This is a genomic window from Roseibium sp. MMSF_3412 (assembly GCF_030733265.1).
Taxonomy (GTDB): domain Bacteria; phylum Pseudomonadota; class Alphaproteobacteria; order Rhizobiales; family Stappiaceae; genus Roseibium.
In genome coordinates, this window is record NZ_JASHJI010000008.1 from 125,118 (window position 1) to 145,165 (window position 20,048).

Sequence of the window (20,048 nt, forward strand, 5' to 3'; positions counted from 1 at the left end):
GCGAAGGCCATGATCACAGTCGAGAATGTTTCAAAGACCTTCGGAGATTTCCACGCCCTGAAAAACGTTTCCCTGGAGGTACTTACAGGGGAGAAGGTCGTGGTCTGCGGACCGTCGGGCTCGGGCAAGTCCACGCTGATCCGGTGCATAAACGGTCTTGAACGGCACGATCAGGGCCTGATCGAGGTGGCCGGCAACGCGCTGACCCATACCAACGCCAGCCTGCGTGCAGTGCGGTCATCCGTCGGCATGGTGTTTCAGCAGTTCAACCTGTTTCCGCACCTTACCGTGAAGCAGAACCTGACCCTGGGCCCGCTCAGGACCCGGAAGCTGTCGCAATCGGATGCCGACAAACTGGCGATGTCCTATCTGGACCGCGTGCGCATACCCGAACAGGCCGACAAGTTTCCCCGGCAGCTTTCCGGCGGACAGCAGCAGCGCGTCGCAATCGCGCGGTCCTTGTGCATGGAACCGCAGATCATGCTTTTCGACGAACCCACATCCGCGCTCGACCCGGAAATGATCAATGAGGTCCTCGACGTCATGACCGAGCTCGCCGGTAGCGGCATGACGATGATCTGCGTCACCCACGAAATGGGTTTCGCGAAACGCGTTGCGGACACGATGGTCTTCATGGATCACGGCGAGATTGTCGAAAAAGCACCACCGGAAGACTTCTTCAGCAACCCCGGAACGGAACGGTGCCGGGACTTTCTCTCAAAAATCCTTGCGCACTGAGACAGGGAGAGCCGGATGACATTCTACCGACTTCTGGGCCTTTGCTGCCTCGCCTTGCTGCTCGGCGGCTGTTCCGGCAACTGGGGCTGGTATGTTGTCGACCCGACCGTTCCGGCAGGATGGAACAATCTCAAGTTCCTTCTGAGCGGCCTTTATTACACGCTCCTGCTGTCCTTCACTGCCATCGTGATTTCCATCGTTCTCGGCCTCGCCGTGGCCTTGCCCGGCCTGTCTTCCAACCCAATCCTGAGACGGTTCAACAGGATCTATGTCGAACTGGTCAGGGCCGTGCCTATCCTTGTCCTGATCCTGTGGGTCTACTACGGGCTGCCGCAGATGACGGGGCTCACGATCACGGTTTTCTGGGCCGGTGTGATCGCACTCGCCCTGTCCGACAGTGCCTTTGAAGCGGAGATTTTTCGCGCCGGCATACAATCCATCGACAAGGGCCAGTACGAGGCCGCGCACTCCATCTCCCTCAGCTACTCCGACATGATGATCTATGTGATCCTTCCGCAGGCTGTGCGGCGGATCCTGCCGGCGCTCGGCAACCAGCTTGTCTACATGCTGAAGATGTCGTCGCTCGTCTCCGTGATCGGAATGCAGGAGTTGACCCGCAAGGCAAACGAACTCGTTGTCGTGGAATACAGACCCCTGGAAATCTACACGGTGCTTGTCCTTGAGTACCTGGTGCTGATTTTGATCGTGTCAGCCGGCGTCCGCTGGCTGGAACGGAAACTGCAGTCAGATCAACGTGGTTAGGAAATGAAATGGCAGCCTGGATCGAGATGATCTCCGACGAGGAAGCAGATGCTGAACTGACGGAAGTGCTTCAACTCGCCCGAACGCCGCATGGGACGGTCGACAATGTGATGCGGGTGCATTCCCTGCGACCGAACACCATGCGCGGGCACGTCATCCTCTATCGGGCCGCTCTTCATGATGACGCAAACACGCTCCCCGAATGGCTTCAGGAAACGATTTCCTCATATGTGTCGATCCTGAATGGCTGCCCGTATTCGCTTGCCAATCACTGGGCGAATGCGCGCCATCTCATTGGCGATCAGGCGCGGGCAGATCTGATAGAAAACGCACTCAACGCCCGGCGGCCGCAAGACGCTTTTGCGGGCCTGGAACTGGAATTGCTGCGCTATGCAGAAAAGCTCACGCTTCGTCCCGCCGACATGACCCAATCCGATGTCGACGCTTTGCGAAACGCCGGCGCGGATGACGGTGAGATCCTCGAGGCAAACCAGATCATCGGTTACTTCAACTACGTGAACAGGCATCTCAATGGTCTCGGCGTCACGACGGACGGAGACATTGTCGGATATTACGCGTCAGAATAGTTGCGTGTTGATAAATTATTTGCATAAAATGCAATTCCACGATCCATAGATAGGCAACAAGATGGTCTATGCTGAAGCCAAACCGATGGACTCGAACGAGATCCCGGTGATCGACATCACTGCTCTGCGTGACGGAACCGACCCGCTTGCGGTGGCAAAGGATCTGCATGCGGCCAGCACTGGCCTCGGCTTCATTTACATCAGCGGACACGGTATCCCCGAGCGCAGTATTTCGGCAGCCCGCAACCTTGCCTTCGACTTCTTTCGCAGCCCCACGGAAATGAAGGAAACCGTCCGGGTGTCGTCCAGTCACAGGGGCTGGCTGGCCTCGGGCGGAGCCAGGATGGGCGACAAGTTGAAGTCGGATCTGAAGGAAAGCTTCGTCTGGGGCATGCAGGACGAGAACGGCGACACCGTTGCCGATCATCCGCTCCGTGGACGGAACCAGTGGCCCGAATTCCTGCCGGAACTCGAAGTGGCCGCAATGGACTATTTCCGCCAGGCGCACGAGGTTGCACATCATCTGATGCGGGGGTTCGCGCTCGGCCTCGGACTTGACGAAACCTTTTTCCTCAAAACGGCATCGCGCCCCCTGAGCCGGGCCTCGTTCGTCTACTATCCGGCGCAGCCGGAAGACATGGGCGCCGACCAGTTCGGCGTCGGGCCTCATACCGATTTTGGCGTTCTGACCGTGTTGTGCCAGGACGCGGTCGGCGGACTTCAGGTCGAGGATGTCAACGGTGACTGGCTGCAGGCCCCGCCCATAGAGGGGACATTGGTCGTGAACGTTGCCGACCTGCTTGCCCGATGGACGGACGGTGCCTACAAGTCAACGCCCCACAGGGTCGTCAACAGTTCGGGAAAGGAACGTCTGTCGCTGGTTCTGGCCTTTGACCCCAATCCGGAAACCATGATTGACGCCAACGACATTTTCGGAGTTGATCATGCGCCCGCTGAAGAAGCCATAACCTGTGGCGACTATCTGCAATGGCGCTTCGACCGCGCCTTTGCGTATCGGAAGACCGAGTGAGCATGGAAAATGATATCGACGGCGCGATCGGTGCCGCGCTCAAGGATTTCAGAAACAGGAACGGCTATTCCGCAAGGCATCTGGCCGAGCTGTCCGGCGTCTCGGGCGCAATGATAAGCCGCATCGAAAGCGGTCAGGTGTCACCGTCGATCTCGACACTGAGTGCCCTGGCCGCGGCGTTGAAAATCCCGCTGGTCAGTCTTTTCCGGGAAACGACATCCGATCACACGGACTACACCTATGTCGAAAGCGGTGCCGGGCTCAAGTCGACACGGATCGTGGACGAACATGTGCATGAATTTGAAAATCTGGCCGTGCACCTGCGCCGCGATCTTCAGTTCGGTGCCCGCATCGTGACGCTCAAGCGGCAGGAGGCCGTTCCGCCTGTCTATATCGGCAGCGGCGTCGTCTTTGTGCACGCTCTCGAGGGCGAAGCGGTTTACGGATATGGCAAACAGGAATTTCTTTTGCGGGCGGGAGACAGCATTTGCGTCGACGCTGAGATGCGCCATGGTATTCTCACGGTGAAGACGCCTGAATTCAGGTTTCTCACGGTGCAGGCTGAGGTGCAGCGATGAACGGGCCTCTCAAACCTGAGGACGGTGTCGACAACCTTCTGAAGAAGTGCATGAAGGTGAAGGCGGGTGAGACCGCATTGATCGTGTGCGAAGATCCGGCTCACGGCTGGTACGACACCGCAGCTTCCGGAATTGTCCGCACTGCGCTTGAAAAGCTTGGATGCCAGGTCTCGACTCTTCAGGTCAATGGCCCCGACCAACCGCTCCCCGCTCACTATGAAAGCGATTTGACCGCGCACGATGTAATCGTCTATCTCGCACGAGTGGGCGACCAGGACAGGTTCATCGACAAGCTGCCCGGCAAGAACGTCGCGATGCTCTATGTACGCGATGAGAAATCGCTGACGTCCGCCTACGCGGCGACAGATCACAATGCAATGGTGGCGCTCAAGACATCCGTCGACGCTGTTTCCAGAGCCTCGGAGCGCGTGACCATCAGCTGTCCCATGGGCACCCGTCTGGAAGGGCTGGTCGAGATGGAAGATGACGCCGGTGGTGAAGTCGCGGTCAAACGCTTCCCTCTGTGCGTGCCACAGCCTGTGCTCACGCGCGCGATCAGCGGCCAGGTGGCACTGGTGCGCTGGCTCACCCCCACCGGCTCGCGTTCCTATTCGCCGGCGGCTGCGCGCATAGACGGGATTGTCATGGCCCAGGTCGAACACGGCAGAATTGCCGGGTTCGAGGGCGACGCGAACAGCGTCAGGGCAATCGAACAGCACTACAAAATGGTCTCGGGCCGGTTTGACCTCGACAAGGATGCCATCCACTCGTGGCATGCCGGCATTCACCCGGCCTGCTTTTTCGACGGCAACATCGACGACGACCCAGACCGCTGGTCGAACAATATTTTCGGTAGTCCGCGGTTTCTGCACTTTCACACCTGCGGCAGCTCGCCGCCCGGAGAGATTTGCTGGATGGTGCTGGACCCGACGATCTCATTCGACGGCACACCGTTGTGGCTCGACGGACGCTTGCAGCCGCAAAACTTCGAGCAGACCGACACCGCTGTCCGGCGCTGGCCGGAATTGTCCGCACTTTTGTCGGATGCCCCTCGTCCAGTGGGCCTTTAGCGATACCGCTGCATGGCGCACGCACACGTATCAGCAACCTGCTGCGGTGCCTTCCCGACCGAAACCAGTCAAACGGTCAGGAACTGCCCGGCTGCCTTTGCGGCTCGTCACCTCTGAAGAACAGAGATCAGACGGCGCACCGCGGAAATCAACAAACACCTCAACAAAAAAGAAACTTCAAGACATTCTGGTTGCCTGGCAAAAATCAGAGTAAAAATCTTGCATTTAATGCAAAAAATAAACAAATATCGTGGAAGTTAAAATTTTACCTTGTTATTATTACAATACTTTAATTCTAATTCATAGAAAAAACGCATTTGCGACACGTTTCGCAAAAATTCGTCACCATATCTATTTCATGAAATTCAATATTATTGGAGGATAAAGTGATGAATGCATATTCTCATTCCAATCAGCATAAAGGCCTTAAGAAGCGTTCCGTTTCCAGCCTCGCAAGAACATTCGGAGTATCTGCGATCGCCCTGGCCTTGCTTGCCGGCACTGCTCTTGTCCCGGCAGCGGCAGGAGGAAATACGACCGCCCAGGGAACATCAACACTTTCGCCAGAGGTCAGAAGTTACCTGAAGACCGAGTTGGCGAACGTCGACAACCTGGTCTGGACCGGGCACCTCAACCCGGACACTGATGCCATCGGCGCAAGTCTGATCGCTGCCCATATCTACGGCGGCACACCGGGCAGTGCCGGGCCGCCAAACCCGGAATCGCGTTTTGCCATTGATTTATGCAAGGCCGAAACGCCCGAATTGATTGAGGACTTCACGGGCAAGAGCGTCGGTATCGTCGACTTCAATCAGACCACACAGCTACCGCCGTCAATTGAGGCGGATCAGATTGTTGCAATTGTAGATCATCACGCAATTGCCGGATCACCGGTCAATCTTGCCCATGTGGTCAATCTCGACATCCGACCCTGGGGGTCAACGGCAACAATTCTTGCCGACCGCGCAGACGTGCTCGGCGTCGACATCCCTGCCCCGCTGGCATGCATGGGAATGGCGGCGATCCTGTCCGATACGCTCAATCTCACATCCACGACAACGACCGACTATGACCGCTACTATGCAGGCAGGCTTGCCGAGGTGGCCGGGATCGACGATATGAATGCGTTTGCGGAGAACATGCTGCTGGCCAAGTCGGATCTGAGTTCCATGTCGGCTCTGGACATCGTCCTTCTCGATTACAAGGATTTCGAATTTGGCGGCAAGGATGTCGGCATCGGCGTTGCCGAGACGCTTACGCCGCAAGATCTCATTGACCGGAAGCAGGAACTGAGAACAGCTATTCTCGACCAGAAACAGAAAAGCAATCTCGATCACCTGTTTTTCGCCATCGTCGACGCACGCGACCAGAAGTCTTACCTTCTGTGGGGCGATGATATCGACAAAGACATCGCCATCTCGGCATTCGGCGAGGACGCCAAAGACGATATGCTTGAAGTCGACAACGTGGTCTCCCGCAAGAACCAGATTGCGCCAGCCATCCAGAGTGCGGTGACGAAGACAACCACGCACTGACCGCGAACAGGCGCCCGGCAGTAATACGAGCCCGCGCACGGCAAAAACCGGTGTGGGCTCATGCTGACGATGGAAGACGAAAGACTGGCCCAATTCGGGTCACCGGTGGTCGCGTAACCGTGCTGCCGTCCAAAAAGTTGACGGAACTTACCAGAAAACCAATCGGCCCGGTTCCGTACGCTCCCTTAACTTCAGAAGATATCGGGTTCGGCAACAGGCTTGCCAAAATCGGTTCGCAGAAAATCGAAGTCACAGCCTTTGTCGGCCTGTTCCACGTGTTTGGAGAACATGTGGCCATAACCGCGTTCATAGCGGGGTTCAGGCGCTGTCCACTTGGCTTTGCGCGCAGCAAGAACGTCGTCTGCGAGATCAACGCGGAGCGTTCTGTTCGGCACATCCAGTTCAATCATGTCCCCGGTTTCGATCAGGGCCAAAGGTCCGCCTACGAAAGCTTCCGGTGCAACATGCAGGACACAGGCACCGTAGGACGTCCCGGACATCCGCGCATCGGAGAGCCGCACCATGTCGCGGTGCCCGTCTTTAAGCAGCGCTTGCGGCATCGGGATCATGCCCCACTCCGGCATCCCCGGGCCGCCCTGTGGTCCGGCGTTTCGCAGAACAAGAACATGATCGGGGGACATTGGATAATCCGGATCGTTGATGATCTCCTTAAGCTCCGGATAACTGTCGGCCACGATCGCAGGCCCCCTGTGCCGGTGAAACTTCGGATCACAGGCCGCAGGTTTGATCACCGCGCCATCGGGAGCGAGATTGCCGCGCAGCACGGCGAGCGAGCCTTCATGATAGACAGGGTTGCCCAGTGGCCGGATGACGTCTGGATTGTAGTTTTCGGCAGGTTCAATGTTTTCACCCAGCGTCTTTCCATTCACGGTCAGTGCCGAGAGGTCCAGCTTGCCGGCCATTTCTTTCATCAACGCGGGAAGACCACCTGCGTAGAAAAAATCCTCCATGAGATACTCAGTGCCGGAGGGGCGGATGTTGGCGATGACCGGAACCTCGTGACCAATCCGGTCCAGGTCGTCGAGGCCCCAGTTCACGCCTGCCCGCCGGGCCATGGCGATCAGGTGAATGACGGCATTCGTGGAACAGCCGGTCGCCATCGCGACTGCAGTTGCGTTGGCCGTGGAAACGTCCGTCACGATCTTGTCCGGTGTCAGGTCCTCCCAGACCATCTCAACGGCGCGGCGCCCACAGGCGGCGGCCATGCGCTTGTGCGCGGCATCCGGTGCCGGAATGGACGACGCTCCGGGAAGGGTCAAACCGAACGCCTCGGCAATCGACATCATTGTAGACGCCGTGCCCATTGTCATGCAGGTGCCGTAGCTGCGGGCAATGCCGCCCTGAACACCCACCCATTCATCCTTGCCGATGGTGCCTGCACGTCTTTCGTCCCAGTATTTCCACACATCCGTGCCCGAGCCCAGCTTGCGGCCGGCATAGTTTCCGCGAAGCATGGCTCCCGCAGGCATGAAGATGAACGGAAGCCCCATGCTGAGCGCGCCCATGATCAAGGCCGGTGTGGACTTGTCGCAACCGCCCAAAAGAACAACGCCGTCAATCGGGTGGGATCGGAGCGTCTCCTCCACCTCCATCGCCCCCATGTTTCGGTAAAGCATCGATGTCGGCTTCAGGAACTGCTCGGAAAAGGAATGCACGGGCATTTCGACGGGCATGCCGCCGGCCTGGTAGACGCCTTTCCTGACGAATTCCGCCCGATCGCGCAGGTGATGATGACACGGCGAGAGATCCGACCAGGTGTTGATGATCGCGATCACGGGCTTCCCCTGCCAGTCCGCATGATCGAGACCCATCTGCATCGCGCGCGACCGGTGCCCCATGGAGCGAAGATCATCGGGGGCAAACCAGCGGGCTGAACGAAGATCCTCGGGGCGTTTGGTCATGGGTTATACTCTCTTTCAGGGCGCCGGCACGACAATTGAGGCAAGTGATGGAATGCCTGCTTCCTTTAGCACGGGCTCATTTTCAAAGATGCGGCACAAACTGGTGGGATGCATCTGTATGTGCGCACAAAGACGCGACAACTACCCGAAACGCTGTTCCATCTCGCGCCGGATCCTGACGGCTTCGATGGTCTCGTCAATCTCGACATCCCTCCAGGTGACGATCTGTCCGGCGGCAATCCTGTTCTTCAGGCGTACGCCGTGGGCAAGGCCGATCGGCAACGCGCTGCACTCAAGAGAAGCCTTGGCCGGCAAAAGCTTGCCCCAGACGGTTGCGCCGCCCTCTCCGTCCAGTACTTCACTGGCAGCAAGGTCGCGTTTCGCCGTTGCCGCGACATCGCCCTCAAAAGACCGGGTCGATCCGGTCGGTTTGCCGAGAAGCGCGGCGGACAGGATCGAGATGTTCAATTCCAGCCCGATCAGGTGGAACGGCTTGTACATCGCCGAGTAGCGTCCGGTGGCGTCCGTGTTCATGCCGTATTGCCTGAAGCAGGCAGCTGCGTATGGGTTCGGGGCCTCGATGACCACGTAGACGCCCCAGCGCAGATCGCGGCAGACCGGGCGGCCGTCACGTTCAAGGGAAGACACGACTTCCACCATGCCCTTGCCGGCAAGCTGACCGCCCTCGGCAACAGGCCGCAGAACATGTGCCAGATCGTCCATGCCGGCCGGTGGAAACAGCAGCCCGCTTGCCGGCGGGGTCAGGCCCGTCGCATTGGCGATGGCAGCCATTTCGAGCGCGGACTTGGTGCCATCGAGGAAGCTGTTGAACATCTGGGCGTTCATCCCGGCCTCGGCCGCCTCTTCGGCGGTCAGACCGTAGTGATCCCAGACGGTGTCCGGTGTCGACGCATGGTAGCTGGGCAGGTATTTCGTGCCCTTGCCTGCCGCAACAACGTTGAACCCGCAGGACCGCGCCCATTCCACCATCTCGCAGGTCAAAGCCGGCTGATCACCGTAGGCCATCGAATAGACCACACCCGCCGTACGCGCTTCTTCCGCCAGCAGCGCCCCAGCCAGAACATCGGCCTCGACATTGACCATAACGACGTGCAGGCCCTGCCTGATGGATTCGCGCGCATGAACCAGACCGACGACCGGGTTGCCGGTGGCTTCGACGATCACATCCACGTCGCCCGTCGCCATCATTGACATGGCGTCGTCGGTGAAAGTGACTTCGCTGATCAGGTCCTCGGGCCAGCCGACCTCGGCACAGGCCTTGCGCGCAGCGTCGGGACGCAGATCCGCAATGGCTGAGACCTTCAGGCCAGGCGTTGTCGGGACCTGACTTAAAAACATCGACCCGAACTTGCCGGCGCCGATCAAACCGACCCGTACCGGTTTGTGCGCAGCCGCGCGTGCAAGCAGTTCCTGATAAACGAACATGCACCTCCCCTTTTGGCCTTTGGTCCCCCGGAACCAACCCCTCTTAAGGAGCAGAATTCAAAGATTGTGAAACCGATGTCAACTCGGCCCGGGCAGATCCGGGCTCTCAGTTGCCTTGGCCATGGTCCCGCGGGCGGACGAAAAATTCCGTATGCTTGGCGCAAGTCTGTGCTTCCCTTGACGCCTCTGAACTGTCACGGTGCGCCGATGAGCAGACTGTTTGAGGAACTTGATTACGCACCGACCCCAATCGGTGCGATCTCATTGAGGCGGCGGCATATTTTGTCGCTCAAAACCGATGTTTTTGAAATTCTGCTCGGTGAAGAGCACCTGATGTCGAGCCTCTTCACCGCGTCTGAAATCGCACTCGCCGAAAAAGGCCTCGCTGCCCTGAAGGGCAACAGGCTGGATGTGCTGGTCGGCGGCCTCGGGCTCGGATACACAGCCAGGGCCGTTCTGCAGGACGAGCGCCTGAATGCGCTTGATGTCGTGGACCTTCTCGAACCGGTGATCCGTTGGCACCGGGAGGGTTTGGTGCCAATGAAAACCGAACTCGCGGACGATCCGCGATGCCGGCTTGTGCACGGAGATTTCTTTGCCCTGGCGGCGTCGCAGGATGGGTTCGATCGCGAACGACCCGGACGACGCTATGACGCCGTTCTGATCGACATCGACCACACACCGGAACGGCTTCTCCATGGCGGGTCGAAAGGGTTCTACACACCTCTAGGGTTCGAATCTGTGCAGCGCTTCCTGAAACCCGGCGGGATCATGGGTCTGTGGTCGGATGAAGCGCCGGACGACGCCATCACGGACCTGCTTGCGGGTGCCTTTGACGAGGCCTGGGCGGAACCCGTGGTGTTTCAAAATCCTCTGCAGGATGGGCGTGAGGTCACCCAGGCCGTCTACCTTGGTCGCAAGACCTGACCGTCACGGGATCGCGAAAGTCAGAAGAAGGTTGTTTGCCGGCATCGCATCATTTGCATGCGGGATGAACCCGCAAGCTTCAGCCAGTTCCGAAACGGCCTCGACCGATTTGTACCCGATCGCCGGGTCGCGGGCCTGCAAGGAGGCGTCAAACGAACGATCGCCGTCCGACGCATAGGAAGATCCGCGCAAGAACGGGCCATAGACAATCACCCGGCCACCCTTGCTCAAAGTCGCTCGCGCGCCTTCAAAGAACTGGGAAACAAACGAAACCGGCACGAGATGAAGAAGATTGATGGTTAGGACCGCCTTTGCAAACCCTCGCTCAACCGGCCAGGGTTCCGAAATGTTGATGGCAAGCGGTTCGGCTAGGTTCTTCAAACCGCTTTCCCGCCGCCATGCTGCGATGCTTTGCCTTTGTCCGGGATCAACGTCCGACGGTACCCACTCGAGCGCCGGAAACGCCTGCGCGAACGCGGCCGCGTGCTGGCCTGTTCCGCTTGCGACTTCCAGAACCCGCCCTTCTGCGGGCAACCGGTGCCGGAGCGCGTCGATCAGGGGGCCGGCGTTGCGCAGGGCTGCCGGCGCGGTTCGCCGTCCGTCTGGGGCTTCGTTCGCCTGTTGAATGATGTGTCTTGCCATGGGGCATTGATGCCAGTTGAAGACGGGTGCGTCCAGCCCGCAAAACGCGGTGCCGTGTGTCAGCGAACCGCCCGGTTCATCCCTCCGTCCGACAGAATGTTTTGGCCATTGATGTAGCGCGCTCCCTCGGATGCCAGGAACACACAGGCCTGACCGATCTCTGAAAATGTGGCCGGACGCTGTGCCGGGATGGACGTTCGAGCATGCTCCGACAGGTTCACGTTTTCACAAAAGCCAGGCATCAGATTGTTCATGTTGATGTTGTGGCGGGCATAGCGGTCACCGTAGAGCTTTGCGAAACTGTGCAGCGCGCCGCGCAACATGGTCATGGGATAAGGTGCCCGCGGCTCAACCGCGTTCATGGAGGAGATGTTCACGAAGGAACCCCCACCTTGCTTGATCATGATAGGTGTCACCAGACGCGCCAGCTTCACAACGTTCAGCACATACATGTCGAGGCTTTCGTGCCAAAGCTCATCGGACAGGTCCAGCAAGGGGCCTTCGAAATCCGGATCGAAGCCGACAGTCTTGATTGTGTCCGGTACACTGCCGCCATGCCCCATATTGCTGACGACGGCGTCGATGCGGCCGTATGTGGCCATCGTCTCTGCCACCATCGCCTCCAGATCATTCCCGTTGAGGACCGATCCGCTGCGGCCAAGCCCGCCGAGTTCCTCTGCCAGCTTTTTGGATCTGTCCGAGGGAGACATCAGCGAGACCACATAACCTGCCTTCGCCATTTCAATCGCGCATCCTTTGCCAATGCCCTGTCCTGCACCTGTCATGATTGCTACTTTGGATGTCGACATGATTGCGTTCCTGGACCGGGCAGCCGAACGACAGGGCCGCATTGCTGCTGATGTGAGTTTTCTGGACACTTCGTCAAAGATAGAACTATGTTTCCTTGCGAAAAAGCGAGTTTATCGAACAACGCTGTGAGGAAATCTGATGGCAAAGAGACACCACGTCCGGCACTTGCGTGCGCTGCAGGCGTTCGACGTCGCCGCCAGCCTTTCCAGCGTCAGCAGGGCGGCCGCTGAGCTCGGCGTCACGCATGGTGCGATCAGCCGTCAGATCAAGCAGCTAGAAGATCACCTGGGTGTTGCGGTGTTGCATCGCAGGCCAAACGGCGTGGAAAAGACCGAGCAGGGAGAACGGCTGCACCAGGCGACACGGCAGGCATTTACGGCGTTGCGCGACGGTGTCCGCGAGGTCAGCCGTATCGAAGACACTCAGTCGATCACCATTTCGCTGTCGACGTCTCTGGCAACCAAGTGGCTGGTTCCCAGACTTGCTGCGTTCCGCACCGCCCACCCGAGACTGTCCGTGTTTCTTGATACCAATGACGATATCGTCGATCTGCACACCAGCCAGATTGATGTCGCCTTGCGCTATGGCACACCGGATTGGGGAAATCTCCACTACGAACTGCTCAGCAGCGAAGAGCTGATCGTGGTTGCCGCACCAAAACTCGTCACTGGTCGCGAACTGCCGCTGCCTGCGGAGGCCGTAACAGCGCTTCCGCTGTTGAATGACGAGTTCAATTCCGGCTGGGAACGGTGGGCCGCAGGCCATGGGCTGGACCCGGCTGACCTTTCTGCCCCGGCCGTCAGATTTGCTGATTCCGCAGTCCTCATTACAGCCGCTTGTGATGGCCAGGGCGTTGCCCTCGCACGCCGGCGCCTCGTGGAAGACGATCTGGATGCAGGAAGGCTCGTCCGTCTGGACAGGTCCGCGACCAGGCTGGAAAGAGCGCTCTATTTCGTGTGCAGGCCAATGGACCGTGAGCGCTTGCCCATTCGCCGGTTCAGGACCTGGTTGAAGTCGTTAGATCTCTAGCAACATCGCCATTCCCCTGCTTCGAGAAGCATAAGCCGAGTGTGTGACAATCGTCCGGTCAGTGATACTTCGGTGCGTCTTTCGCTTAGCCATCAGAGTTTGCCTGAGCTTCCACCGGCACTTGACGGTCTTGAACCAAACGCTCTTCTACCCAGGCTCCAGGCATCGGTCCTGCTAAACCGGAAGCTCAGATTCACGCCGCAGAGTGTTCGTGGCAAAGCTGGCCGGCCTGCTCAGGCGAGAGGTCGACCTGCAGCAACGTGCAATACAGCCCACTCTTGTCCGGCCTGTGGTACTTGCAGGTTTTGCACAGTCCGAAGGAACGGAAACCGCGTGCCGCAAGCTGATTCCTGATCAGTTCGGAAAGCGTTTCCTCCAGGCGAACGCCGCTCTCGGTGTCGAGCCTCTCAAGCGCTTCGTCGAGCGAATCCACCCGGTCTGCCGCGTCGAAACCCGCCTGCGTCACATCGTAGGAGATCGTGCGCTTGTCGTCGTCAGATGCAGAACGTTCAATCAACCCTTTTTTCTCCAGCGCCTTCAGTGTCTGGGACGCTGTCCCCCTTGTCGTGCACAGATAATCGGCGACCTGGGAGGGCGAGCGCGAGAACCGGTTCGCACGCACAAGGTATCCCAGGGCACTTCGTTGCGCGGGATTGAGATCATCCGCCCAGTCTTCCGAGGCATTGAGCCTTTGAAGGCGGTCCAACACGGCGCGAACGCGCGATCGAGATTCAGTCTTCATGGCACATAAGTAGCGACTCAAAATTATTCTTGCAATAATAGCGACTCGCTATTATTTAGAATCCATCAAACTGGAAAGGAGTTTATCCATGCGTCTCTCAATCATTTTCCTGACGTCCTGCGCCTTGCTGGCAGTCGGTCCGGCAGTTGCACACGACAAGCACTCTCACGCGGTCAACCAGGAAACCGCGATCCATTCGCCAGCAGACGGGAGCAAGACCGCATCCATGGATATCGTTGCGGCACATATCCACACCGAAGGCAACGTCGTCACGTTTCACATGACCGCCAATGGTGTTGCTGGTGCGGACACGCCGGAGCCGGTTGGTGAAGTCGCAGGAGCAACCGTCTGGTCCTATGTCTGGCCGACCACGCTTGATCCGTCCCTGGTCGGTTTCGAGGAAGGAGCCGGGATTTTGGCAATGGCAGCAACCAATCACCCTGACTTCGACGACACGCCGCTATATGACGAGAACCTTGACGGTGATCTCGGCAATGACGGTGGTGTCTGGCACAGCCACTGGGTGGTTCTCGCCCCGAACGAAGCCTGCGGCCCTGGTGCCCTGGCGGTCAAGGATATTCCGGAGAATACAACCCCCAGACTGCCTGCCACCTGGCCGGGCTTTCCGATACTCCTCGACAGTCCGGGTTTCACGCCGGTGTTTGACGGACCGGAAATCACCATCAGGGCGGCGATCAAGGGCGACGTGGTCGGCGCGTCCTACGATGGTGTGACATCGGCGCTGAAGGTCAACAAAAACATTCACGCACCGCTTTTGTGTGTGACGGACGTTTTTGACGTTGCCTCGGGTGACCTGTCTCTCCCGGGCACGATCGAGTGACCCATTCCATCGGTGGAGAGTATCCCTCTCCACCGCCTCCAGAATTGCCAATCAAGCCTGCCGGGCGACGTCCGCATGCGAGTTTGACCCAGGTCGCGATTGCCCCGGCAAGCCCCCTCCCCAGATTGGGCCACCTGGTCAGGTACATGGCCCGTTGCTCAGGCGCCGTGTTGATTTCGTGGGTGTCGTCTGACCAGTTTTCGGGCATAAACCGGCTTTGACCGTTCGCAATGCATCCGGCTCAAATATATCGCGCAAGACTAGATCGGATACCGCAAGAGTGCTGCAAGTGGCGTGGATCCTGGCAGATCCTTCTGCCGGACGCTCAGAACGTCCCCGCCGGTCTGGATCACGCGGGACGCGATTTCCGAAAGAACATCATAAGTGTCGGGTCCTGCCGTTTCGCTGAAAACAACCTCACCTGTAACACCGTCAATCGTGCCCGGCACGGCCGCTTCCATGTTCACCAGAAGCGTTTCGACAGCACCGAACGTCGCCAGCCGCGCAACTTCGCTCACGCTGTCGCTCGCGCGCCTGTCATTGACGCGGCTGGCATAAGTATCCCGAACCCCGTTCAACAGGTCATCATAGTGTGCATCGATGAGCTGACGCGAAGCGGACGCGATTTCAGCATCACTGCTTTCTTCCGAAACACTTTCCGGCTGGCCGTGCAACACGTTGTCGTAGTTGCAGACAGAAAGGAAAATCGAACGCATCGGTTCGTGGGCGACCAGGACCAGGGGAATGTCCCTGCCTGCCAGGAGCCGGCGCAGCGCCGCGTCGACACGTCTTGAATAGGCTAGCAGATGGACCTTTTGGCCTTCGCTTCCCTGCAGGCGTCCCTTGGGTGCGCGCCCAAGGATACTGCTTTTACCTGCAACGCTCGCAGCATCATCGGGCATGTCCGGTACCTTGACCTCGCCAGCAGGCCGATCCCCGGTAATCTCAATGACACGAACGCTATTTTGGCCGAGTACCAGTGCGAGTGCATTGTGCGGAAACGCGACAGCGCGCAACAGCGGCGTCAGGTGAAATCTGTCTGAAATTTCGACGGTATCGGCCAGATGATTTGGCAACCGGAAGGTCCGGACGTTTTCCGGTGTTGCAAACACGACAAGGCTCTCGGACTGACGTTCCCAGAAAGCGTCATCCTCAACGATGTCGGCGAGATTTGCCTCAAGCTCAGCCACCTCGGCCTTCGTCAACCGGCCGTCGCTTACCTCCTGCACGGCCTGGTGCGCAAGGTTGGCAAACTTCGTGCGGTCTTGCTGTGCGTCCTGCGTGACCGGTGTCGTTCTGAGCGTGAAACTCAAGGAGACCGGATTACGCTTGCGCGCGAGTTTCCTAATGTCCGTAGAAGTCGGGATGTCAACGTAATGCATTGAGCCCTCCACCGATTTGGAAGTTGCAGACCAGCCGACGCTATCCCCCTGCGTTATGTTGCGCAATCATTGCCCTGGCTTTCGACAACATCCGGTGGTTGGGTGCATTGGGCGCATTTCGCCGCGAGCTACGCCTGCGCTATCGGCAACGGCACCTCGTCCACATGGGCAATTTCCTGGCGCGCGAGCATTTCCACAAGCTCCGCGCGTTGCCTTGCATGCGCGGGACTGTCCCAGAGATTGTAAAGCTCGCCCGGATCTTCCCGCAGGTGATAGAGTTCTCCCCAGGCGATGCCGTCAAGGATGGAAAGACGCCAGTCGGGGGTTCGCAGCGTGTGAATACGCGGCCGGCGCCCCAGACCGCGATTGGTTTTCTGGTGATCATATTGAATGAACGCGGCCTCACGCCCTCCGGACAGAAGTGAACGTCCCTGCATGCCCATGGCAGGCTCGATACCGGCACGCTCCAGGATCGTCACCCCGATATCATGGGTTTGACCGATGTCCCGTCTCCGGTTCGGCCCACCGGCCTCCGGATCCGACCAGATGAAAGGAACCCTCGTCAGTTCCTCGTAGGCTGCAGGTCCCTTGAACAGCATCCGGTGGTCCCCAAGGTGATCACCATGATCCGTGGTGAACACGGTTACCGCATCTTTCGCCTTTGACTGCGCGCGCACTTTGCCGATGGCATCGTCAATCATTGAGATCATGCCGCAGGTCAGTGCGCGGGCTTCCCTCACTTCCTGGGCATAGGCACCCAGGACGGCATAGGACCCCGGATTTGCGCGTCCTGTTTCCCGGTCTTCAAGCACGCTCGCCACATGGGCCGGCGGATCCCAGTCATTCGTCTCAAAGACGGCTGGAAGCTGCATGTCTGCAGGATCGTACATGTCCCAGTAGCGTCCCGGCGGGTTGAACGGGTGATGCGGGTCCGGGAAGGACACCATCAAAAAGAAGGGCTGGTCGTCGTCGTTGTTTTCCGAAAGCCACGCCGACGCGCGTTCGGCAATGTAGCTGGTGGAGTAAAGCTCCTCCGGAAGAGCGGTGCGAATGGCCTGCGGGCACACATAATCATGCGGCAACTGGTTTGCAGCACCAAGCAGGCGATCCGCATCCGGGTCGCGCTTCAATAGCCAGTCGCGGTAATTGCCGCCGCAATCGTCCCCGTGCCTTGTGACGAGTTCCACGTGGTCAAAGCCATAGAAGGGCAGCGGCGTATCATAGGAAGTCCGGCCCGGGTCCTCGGCGAGATAGGTCTCCAGATCATGCCGGACCGCTTGCGACAGCGCACCCGAGGCGCGGTGGAACCCGCTGCGGGTCTGCGGCGCGTCGTGCATGGGCGGTTTGCCGGAAAAGGTCTGCAGGTGGCTCTTGCCGATGAGCGCGGTCTTGTAGCCGGCGTCGCGAAGGAGCTCGACGAAGGTGACATTCCTTTTGTCGAGCGGAATACCGTTTGCGCGCACACCGTGACTGGATGGCATGCGGCAAGTCATGAAGCTCGCCCGGTTCGGCATGCACACCGGACTGGCGACATAAAACCGGTCCCAGATCGTTCCGCTGGTGGCAATGGCGTCGATATTTGGCGTTCTCAACACCGGATGACCGCTGCAACCGAGGAAATCCGCCCGGTGCTGATCGGTCATGAACAGGATGAAGTCAGGCCGTTTTTGCATGAGCACCGGACCGGTTGTGCAAGACCATGAGCAGAACAGTTGCGACCGCCGCCCCGATCCAGATCAACTCGAGTTTCATCATCAACAGCACCGCAAGGGCTAGGCGCACGGCAATCTCCCAGGCGGGCAGCGTGCGCCGGTCGAAAGCCGCGAGGGCGGAGGACAGCAAATACAGCGCAACCAGCAAGCGGCCCAGCAATAGCAACAAGGCGCCGATATGCACGTCGCCGTCGTATCCGGGCAGAAAGGCGTTGCCACCGCTCGCCTGCGGGTCAAGCCGTGCTTCGGTGATCAGGAGCAACTCCGGGTAAAAGGCGAAGACAAACGGCACCACGAACATCACGATCCCGGACCGGACAGCGGAGAACGACGTCGCCACCGGTTCCGCCTTGGTGATCGTGGCCGCTGCAAAGGCAGCCAGCGCAACGGGCGGCGTGATCGCGCTGGCGACGGCGAAATAGAAGATGAACATGTGTGAGGTGAACAGCGACAGGCCGAGACCGGCCAGCACCGGCCCCATCAACAGCGCCGCGTTGATATAGGCCGGGACGGCAGGCATGCCCATGCCCAGCAGGACGGCCAGAAACATCGTCAGCAGGAGCGCAACGAACTGGAAGAACATCGACCCGCTGCCTCCCAGGTCCAGACTGTTCAGCCAGGCCAGCACATCGAGCGAAAGGAACACCGGCAGTCCCGTGAAGGACAGGCAGAAATCGATGATCGAAACCGCAAGAAACATCAGGTAAAGGGTCGAGATCAGGATGCCGGCATTCGACAGCGCATCGACGATTTTTCCGGGCCGCGCACGCACTTCCGGATCCAGGAACAACAGGCCCAGCAACAGCATCACCGCCCACCAGCCCGCAGCCCCCGCAGACCCTGCGGAGTTCTGGATTGTCTGCTGGAACCAGCTCAGGCTCTGCACCTGACACCCTGCATCGGTAAAGACACGCTCGGCTCCCAGAAGACCGCCGAAAAGTCCGCAGCCAACGGCATCCTTCGGCGTCAGCAACAACATCAGGATCAAGAGGATAGGCCCGAAGATCATTACGAGATTGAGATAATCCTGGCGTTCCAGCTTCATCTCTTCGGTGATTTTCCCGATCGCCGTGATGTTCTGCTTTCTGGACTGGAAAATGGCCGACAGGAACAGGCAATAGAAATAGGCCAGTGCCGGAATGATGGCGGCCACGATGACGCTGGAATACGGGATTGCGGTGAGAGACGCCAGAATGAAGGCGGCAACCCCCATGACCGGCGGCATGATAGATCCGCCCGACGACGCAGCCGCCTCGACACCGCCGGCAAATACCTTGCTGAAGCCGCGTTTCAGCATCATCGGGATTGTCAGGACGCCGGTCGAGAGGACGTTGACGATCGGTCCGCCGGAAATCGTGCCGAACATCGCGGAAGACACGATGGCTGCGTGCGCCGGCCCGCCGCGCAGGTGCCGGGTCCAGCGGAAGGCCAGTTTGATGAGCGACCGGCCGCCTGCCGAACTTCCAAACAGTGCGCCGAGCACCAGATAGGGAAAAATCGTGTTCAGGACGATGTCCATGAACCGGCCGAGCAGGCCGGAGGAGTTGTTGACCAGAACGTCGTGGACGCGCGGCCGCCCATCGGACAAGAGACGCGGTTCACCGGCCAGCTTGGTCACGAAGTACTTGTTGATGTCGTCCGCGCCGTAGACGTACCAGATCAGCACGGTCAGGATCGTGTAGGCCGAGACCAGGATCGCCACGATCACAAGCGGCAATCCCCAGACCTTCACGTTGTAGGAAAGAAAGACCACGATCGCCAGGCCCACGATCAGCACCAGCCAGCCGCCGGTGGTATTCACGCATTGCGGGTCTTCAACGGTTGTGGGAGCCGGAAGGCCGAGACTTTCGCTGAAGGCAGCCGCGGCTGCCAGGCTTTCCTCGATCAGCCGTGCCCGGTCACCGGTGATGCGGTCCACGAGACAAACGGATTCGATTTCGATGAGGTAGGTCAGCGAAACCGTGAAAGCCATGACCACGAGCGCGAGATCGAGATAGAGGCCCAACCGGCGCTTGATCATGCTCTTGTCGCGCCAGTCGCGCCACAGGGAGTGCTTGAGCACCACGATCAGCATCATCAGCGCGAAGAAGAGCGGGTAGAACCACTCGAACGGAAACTTGCGCAGCTTCGCAGCATCGTCCCCGGAAATGGAAGCAATCAGGGCGTCATAGCCCGGGATGCCGGGCGTCGAATTCACCAACCCCACCAGCACCATAGCCACCGATAGGAAATAGAGCAGCTTGAGTGAAAAACTGCGACGATCCTGCGAGTCGTTTGAACCGGTCACCATGATAT

Annotated in this window: 18 protein-coding genes; 10 read left to right on the forward strand and 8 right to left on the reverse strand. The window is 59.0% G+C overall.

Annotation, left to right across the window (positions count from 1 at the left end; genetic code table 11):
* Positions 1-9: 9 nt before the first annotated feature.
* The 7 genes from RBB49_RS15660 (at position 10) to RBB49_RS15690 (ending at position 6,300) form a co-directional block, all read left to right on the forward strand.
* Positions 10-738: an amino acid ABC transporter ATP-binding protein gene (locus tag RBB49_RS15660; protein WP_306143789.1), complete on the forward strand. Its 729-nt coding sequence runs from the start codon at positions 10-12 to the stop codon at positions 736-738.
* Positions 739-753: 15 nt separating this feature from the next.
* Positions 754-1,500: an amino acid ABC transporter permease gene (locus RBB49_RS15665; protein WP_306143790.1), complete on the forward strand. Its 747-nt coding sequence runs from the start codon at positions 754-756 to the stop codon at positions 1,498-1,500.
* 8 nt (positions 1,501-1,508) lie between these two features.
* Entirely contained in the window at positions 1,509-2,087 is a 579-nt protein-coding gene (locus tag RBB49_RS15670) for a carboxymuconolactone decarboxylase family protein (protein WP_306143791.1), read from the forward strand.
* A 61-nt stretch (positions 2,088-2,148) separates the two neighbouring features.
* Complete coding sequence (locus tag RBB49_RS15675) at positions 2,149-3,117, forward strand: isopenicillin N synthase family oxygenase (RefSeq protein ID WP_306143792.1); 969 nt, start codon at positions 2,149-2,151, stop codon at positions 3,115-3,117.
* 2 nt (positions 3,118-3,119) lie between these two features.
* On the forward strand, positions 3,120-3,695 hold the full coding sequence (locus tag RBB49_RS15680) for a helix-turn-helix domain-containing protein (RefSeq protein ID WP_306143916.1): 576 nt from the start codon (positions 3,120-3,122) through the stop codon (positions 3,693-3,695).
* Entirely contained in the window at positions 3,692-4,765 is a 1,074-nt protein-coding gene (locus RBB49_RS15685) for a hypothetical protein (protein ID WP_306143793.1), read from the forward strand. The genes RBB49_RS15680 and RBB49_RS15685 overlap by 4 nt, the downstream gene beginning before the upstream one ends.
* 389 nt (positions 4,766-5,154) lie before the next feature.
* The gene (locus RBB49_RS15690) at positions 5,155-6,300 is read left to right on the forward strand and encodes a manganese-dependent inorganic pyrophosphatase (protein WP_306143794.1); all 1,146 of its coding nucleotides are present in this window, start codon (positions 5,155-5,157) and stop codon (positions 6,298-6,300) included.
* A gap of 191 nt (positions 6,301-6,491) precedes the next feature.
* Here the strand turns inward: RBB49_RS15690 and araD are convergent, their stop codons facing one another.
* The gene (gene araD / locus RBB49_RS15695) at positions 6,492-8,222 is read right to left on the reverse strand and encodes an L-arabinonate dehydratase (protein WP_306143796.1); all 1,731 of its coding nucleotides are present in this window, start codon (positions 8,220-8,222) and stop codon (positions 6,492-6,494) included.
* Positions 8,223-8,363: 141 nt separating this feature from the next.
* Positions 8,364-9,668 (reverse strand): NAD(P)H-dependent oxidoreductase, encoded by a 1,305-nt coding sequence (locus RBB49_RS15700; RefSeq protein ID WP_306143797.1) that lies wholly within the window; start codon positions 9,666-9,668, stop codon positions 8,364-8,366.
* Between the two features lie 207 nt (positions 9,669-9,875).
* Here RBB49_RS15700 and RBB49_RS15705 point away from each other — a divergent pair, with 207 nt between their 5' ends.
* The gene (locus RBB49_RS15705; RefSeq protein WP_306143798.1) at positions 9,876-10,595 is read left to right on the forward strand and encodes a spermidine synthase; all 720 of its coding nucleotides are present in this window, start codon (positions 9,876-9,878) and stop codon (positions 10,593-10,595) included.
* Positions 10,596-10,598: 3 nt separating this feature from the next.
* Here the strand turns inward: RBB49_RS15705 and RBB49_RS15710 are convergent, their stop codons facing one another.
* Entirely contained in the window at positions 10,599-11,237 is a 639-nt protein-coding gene (locus RBB49_RS15710) for a DUF938 domain-containing protein (RefSeq protein WP_306143799.1), read from the reverse strand.
* Between the two features lie 59 nt (positions 11,238-11,296).
* Positions 11,297-12,046 (reverse strand): SDR family oxidoreductase, encoded by a 750-nt coding sequence (locus tag RBB49_RS15715; RefSeq protein ID WP_306143800.1) that lies wholly within the window; start codon positions 12,044-12,046, stop codon positions 11,297-11,299.
* A gap of 139 nt (positions 12,047-12,185) precedes the next feature.
* Here RBB49_RS15715 and RBB49_RS15720 point away from each other — a divergent pair, with 139 nt between their 5' ends.
* Complete coding sequence (locus RBB49_RS15720; protein WP_306143801.1) at positions 12,186-13,076, forward strand: LysR substrate-binding domain-containing protein; 891 nt, start codon at positions 12,186-12,188, stop codon at positions 13,074-13,076.
* Between the two features lie 193 nt (positions 13,077-13,269).
* On the opposite strand, the gene RBB49_RS15725 is transcribed toward RBB49_RS15720, so the two are convergent.
* On the reverse strand, positions 13,270-13,818 hold the full coding sequence (locus RBB49_RS15725; protein WP_306143802.1) for a MarR family winged helix-turn-helix transcriptional regulator: 549 nt from the start codon (positions 13,816-13,818) through the stop codon (positions 13,270-13,272).
* Positions 13,819-13,906: 88 nt separating this feature from the next.
* Here RBB49_RS15725 and RBB49_RS15730 point away from each other — a divergent pair, with 88 nt between their 5' ends.
* Positions 13,907-14,659: a hypothetical protein gene (locus RBB49_RS15730; protein WP_306143803.1), complete on the forward strand. Its 753-nt coding sequence runs from the start codon at positions 13,907-13,909 to the stop codon at positions 14,657-14,659.
* 260 nt (positions 14,660-14,919) lie between these two features.
* Here the strand turns inward: RBB49_RS15730 and RBB49_RS15735 are convergent, their stop codons facing one another.
* The 3 genes from RBB49_RS15735 to RBB49_RS15745 form a co-directional block, all read right to left on the reverse strand.
* Entirely contained in the window at positions 14,920-16,041 is a 1,122-nt protein-coding gene (locus RBB49_RS15735; RefSeq protein ID WP_306143804.1) for a hypothetical protein, read from the reverse strand.
* Between the two features lie 128 nt (positions 16,042-16,169).
* Entirely contained in the window at positions 16,170-17,714 is a 1,545-nt protein-coding gene (locus tag RBB49_RS15740; RefSeq protein ID WP_306143805.1) for a sulfatase, read from the reverse strand.
* Positions 17,698-20,043 carry a TRAP transporter fused permease subunit gene (locus tag RBB49_RS15745; RefSeq protein ID WP_306143806.1) on the reverse strand — a complete coding sequence of 782 codons (2,346 nt, stop codon included), beginning with the start codon at positions 20,041-20,043 and terminating at the stop codon, positions 17,698-17,700. Before RBB49_RS15745 ends, RBB49_RS15740 begins: the two co-directional genes overlap by 17 nt.
* Positions 20,044-20,048 lie beyond the last annotated feature (5 nt).

Excerpts from the sequence above, each read along its gene's own strand:
- RBB49_RS15660 (WP_306143789.1), top strand. The coding sequence starts at position 10 with ATGATCACAGTCGAGAATGTTTCAAAGACCTTCGGAGATTTCCACGCC.
- RBB49_RS15665 (WP_306143790.1), top strand. The coding sequence starts at position 754 with ATGACATTCTACCGACTTCTGGGCCTTTGCTGCCTCGCCTTGCTGCTC.
- RBB49_RS15670 (WP_306143791.1), top strand. The coding sequence starts at position 1,509 with ATGGCAGCCTGGATCGAGATGATCTCCGACGAGGAAGCAGATGCTGAA.
- RBB49_RS15675 (WP_306143792.1), top strand. The coding sequence starts at position 2,149 with ATGGTCTATGCTGAAGCCAAACCGATGGACTCGAACGAGATCCCGGTG.
- RBB49_RS15680 (WP_306143916.1), top strand. The coding sequence starts at position 3,120 with ATGGAAAATGATATCGACGGCGCGATCGGTGCCGCGCTCAAGGATTTC.
- RBB49_RS15685 (WP_306143793.1), top strand. The coding sequence starts at position 3,692 with ATGAACGGGCCTCTCAAACCTGAGGACGGTGTCGACAACCTTCTGAAG.
- RBB49_RS15690 (WP_306143794.1), top strand. The coding sequence starts at position 5,155 with ATGAATGCATATTCTCATTCCAATCAGCATAAAGGCCTTAAGAAGCGT.
- araD (WP_306143796.1), bottom strand. The coding sequence starts at position 8,222 with ATGACCAAACGCCCCGAGGATCTTCGTTCAGCCCGCTGGTTTGCCCCC.
- RBB49_RS15700 (WP_306143797.1), bottom strand. The coding sequence starts at position 9,668 with ATGTTCGTTTATCAGGAACTGCTTGCACGCGCGGCTGCGCACAAACCG.
- RBB49_RS15705 (WP_306143798.1), top strand. The coding sequence starts at position 9,876 with ATGAGCAGACTGTTTGAGGAACTTGATTACGCACCGACCCCAATCGGT.
- RBB49_RS15710 (WP_306143799.1), bottom strand. The coding sequence starts at position 11,237 with ATGGCAAGACACATCATTCAACAGGCGAACGAAGCCCCAGACGGACGG.
- RBB49_RS15715 (WP_306143800.1), bottom strand. The coding sequence starts at position 12,046 with ATGTCGACATCCAAAGTAGCAATCATGACAGGTGCAGGACAGGGCATT.
- RBB49_RS15720 (WP_306143801.1), top strand. The coding sequence starts at position 12,186 with ATGGCAAAGAGACACCACGTCCGGCACTTGCGTGCGCTGCAGGCGTTC.
- RBB49_RS15725 (WP_306143802.1), bottom strand. The coding sequence starts at position 13,818 with ATGAAGACTGAATCTCGATCGCGCGTTCGCGCCGTGTTGGACCGCCTT.
- RBB49_RS15730 (WP_306143803.1), top strand. The coding sequence starts at position 13,907 with ATGCGTCTCTCAATCATTTTCCTGACGTCCTGCGCCTTGCTGGCAGTC.
- RBB49_RS15735 (WP_306143804.1), bottom strand. The coding sequence starts at position 16,041 with ATGCATTACGTTGACATCCCGACTTCTACGGACATTAGGAAACTCGCG.
- RBB49_RS15740 (WP_306143805.1), bottom strand. The coding sequence starts at position 17,714 with ATGCAAAAACGGCCTGACTTCATCCTGTTCATGACCGATCAGCACCGG.
- RBB49_RS15745 (WP_306143806.1), bottom strand. The coding sequence starts at position 20,043 with ATGGTGACCGGTTCAAACGACTCGCAGGATCGTCGCAGTTTTTCACTC.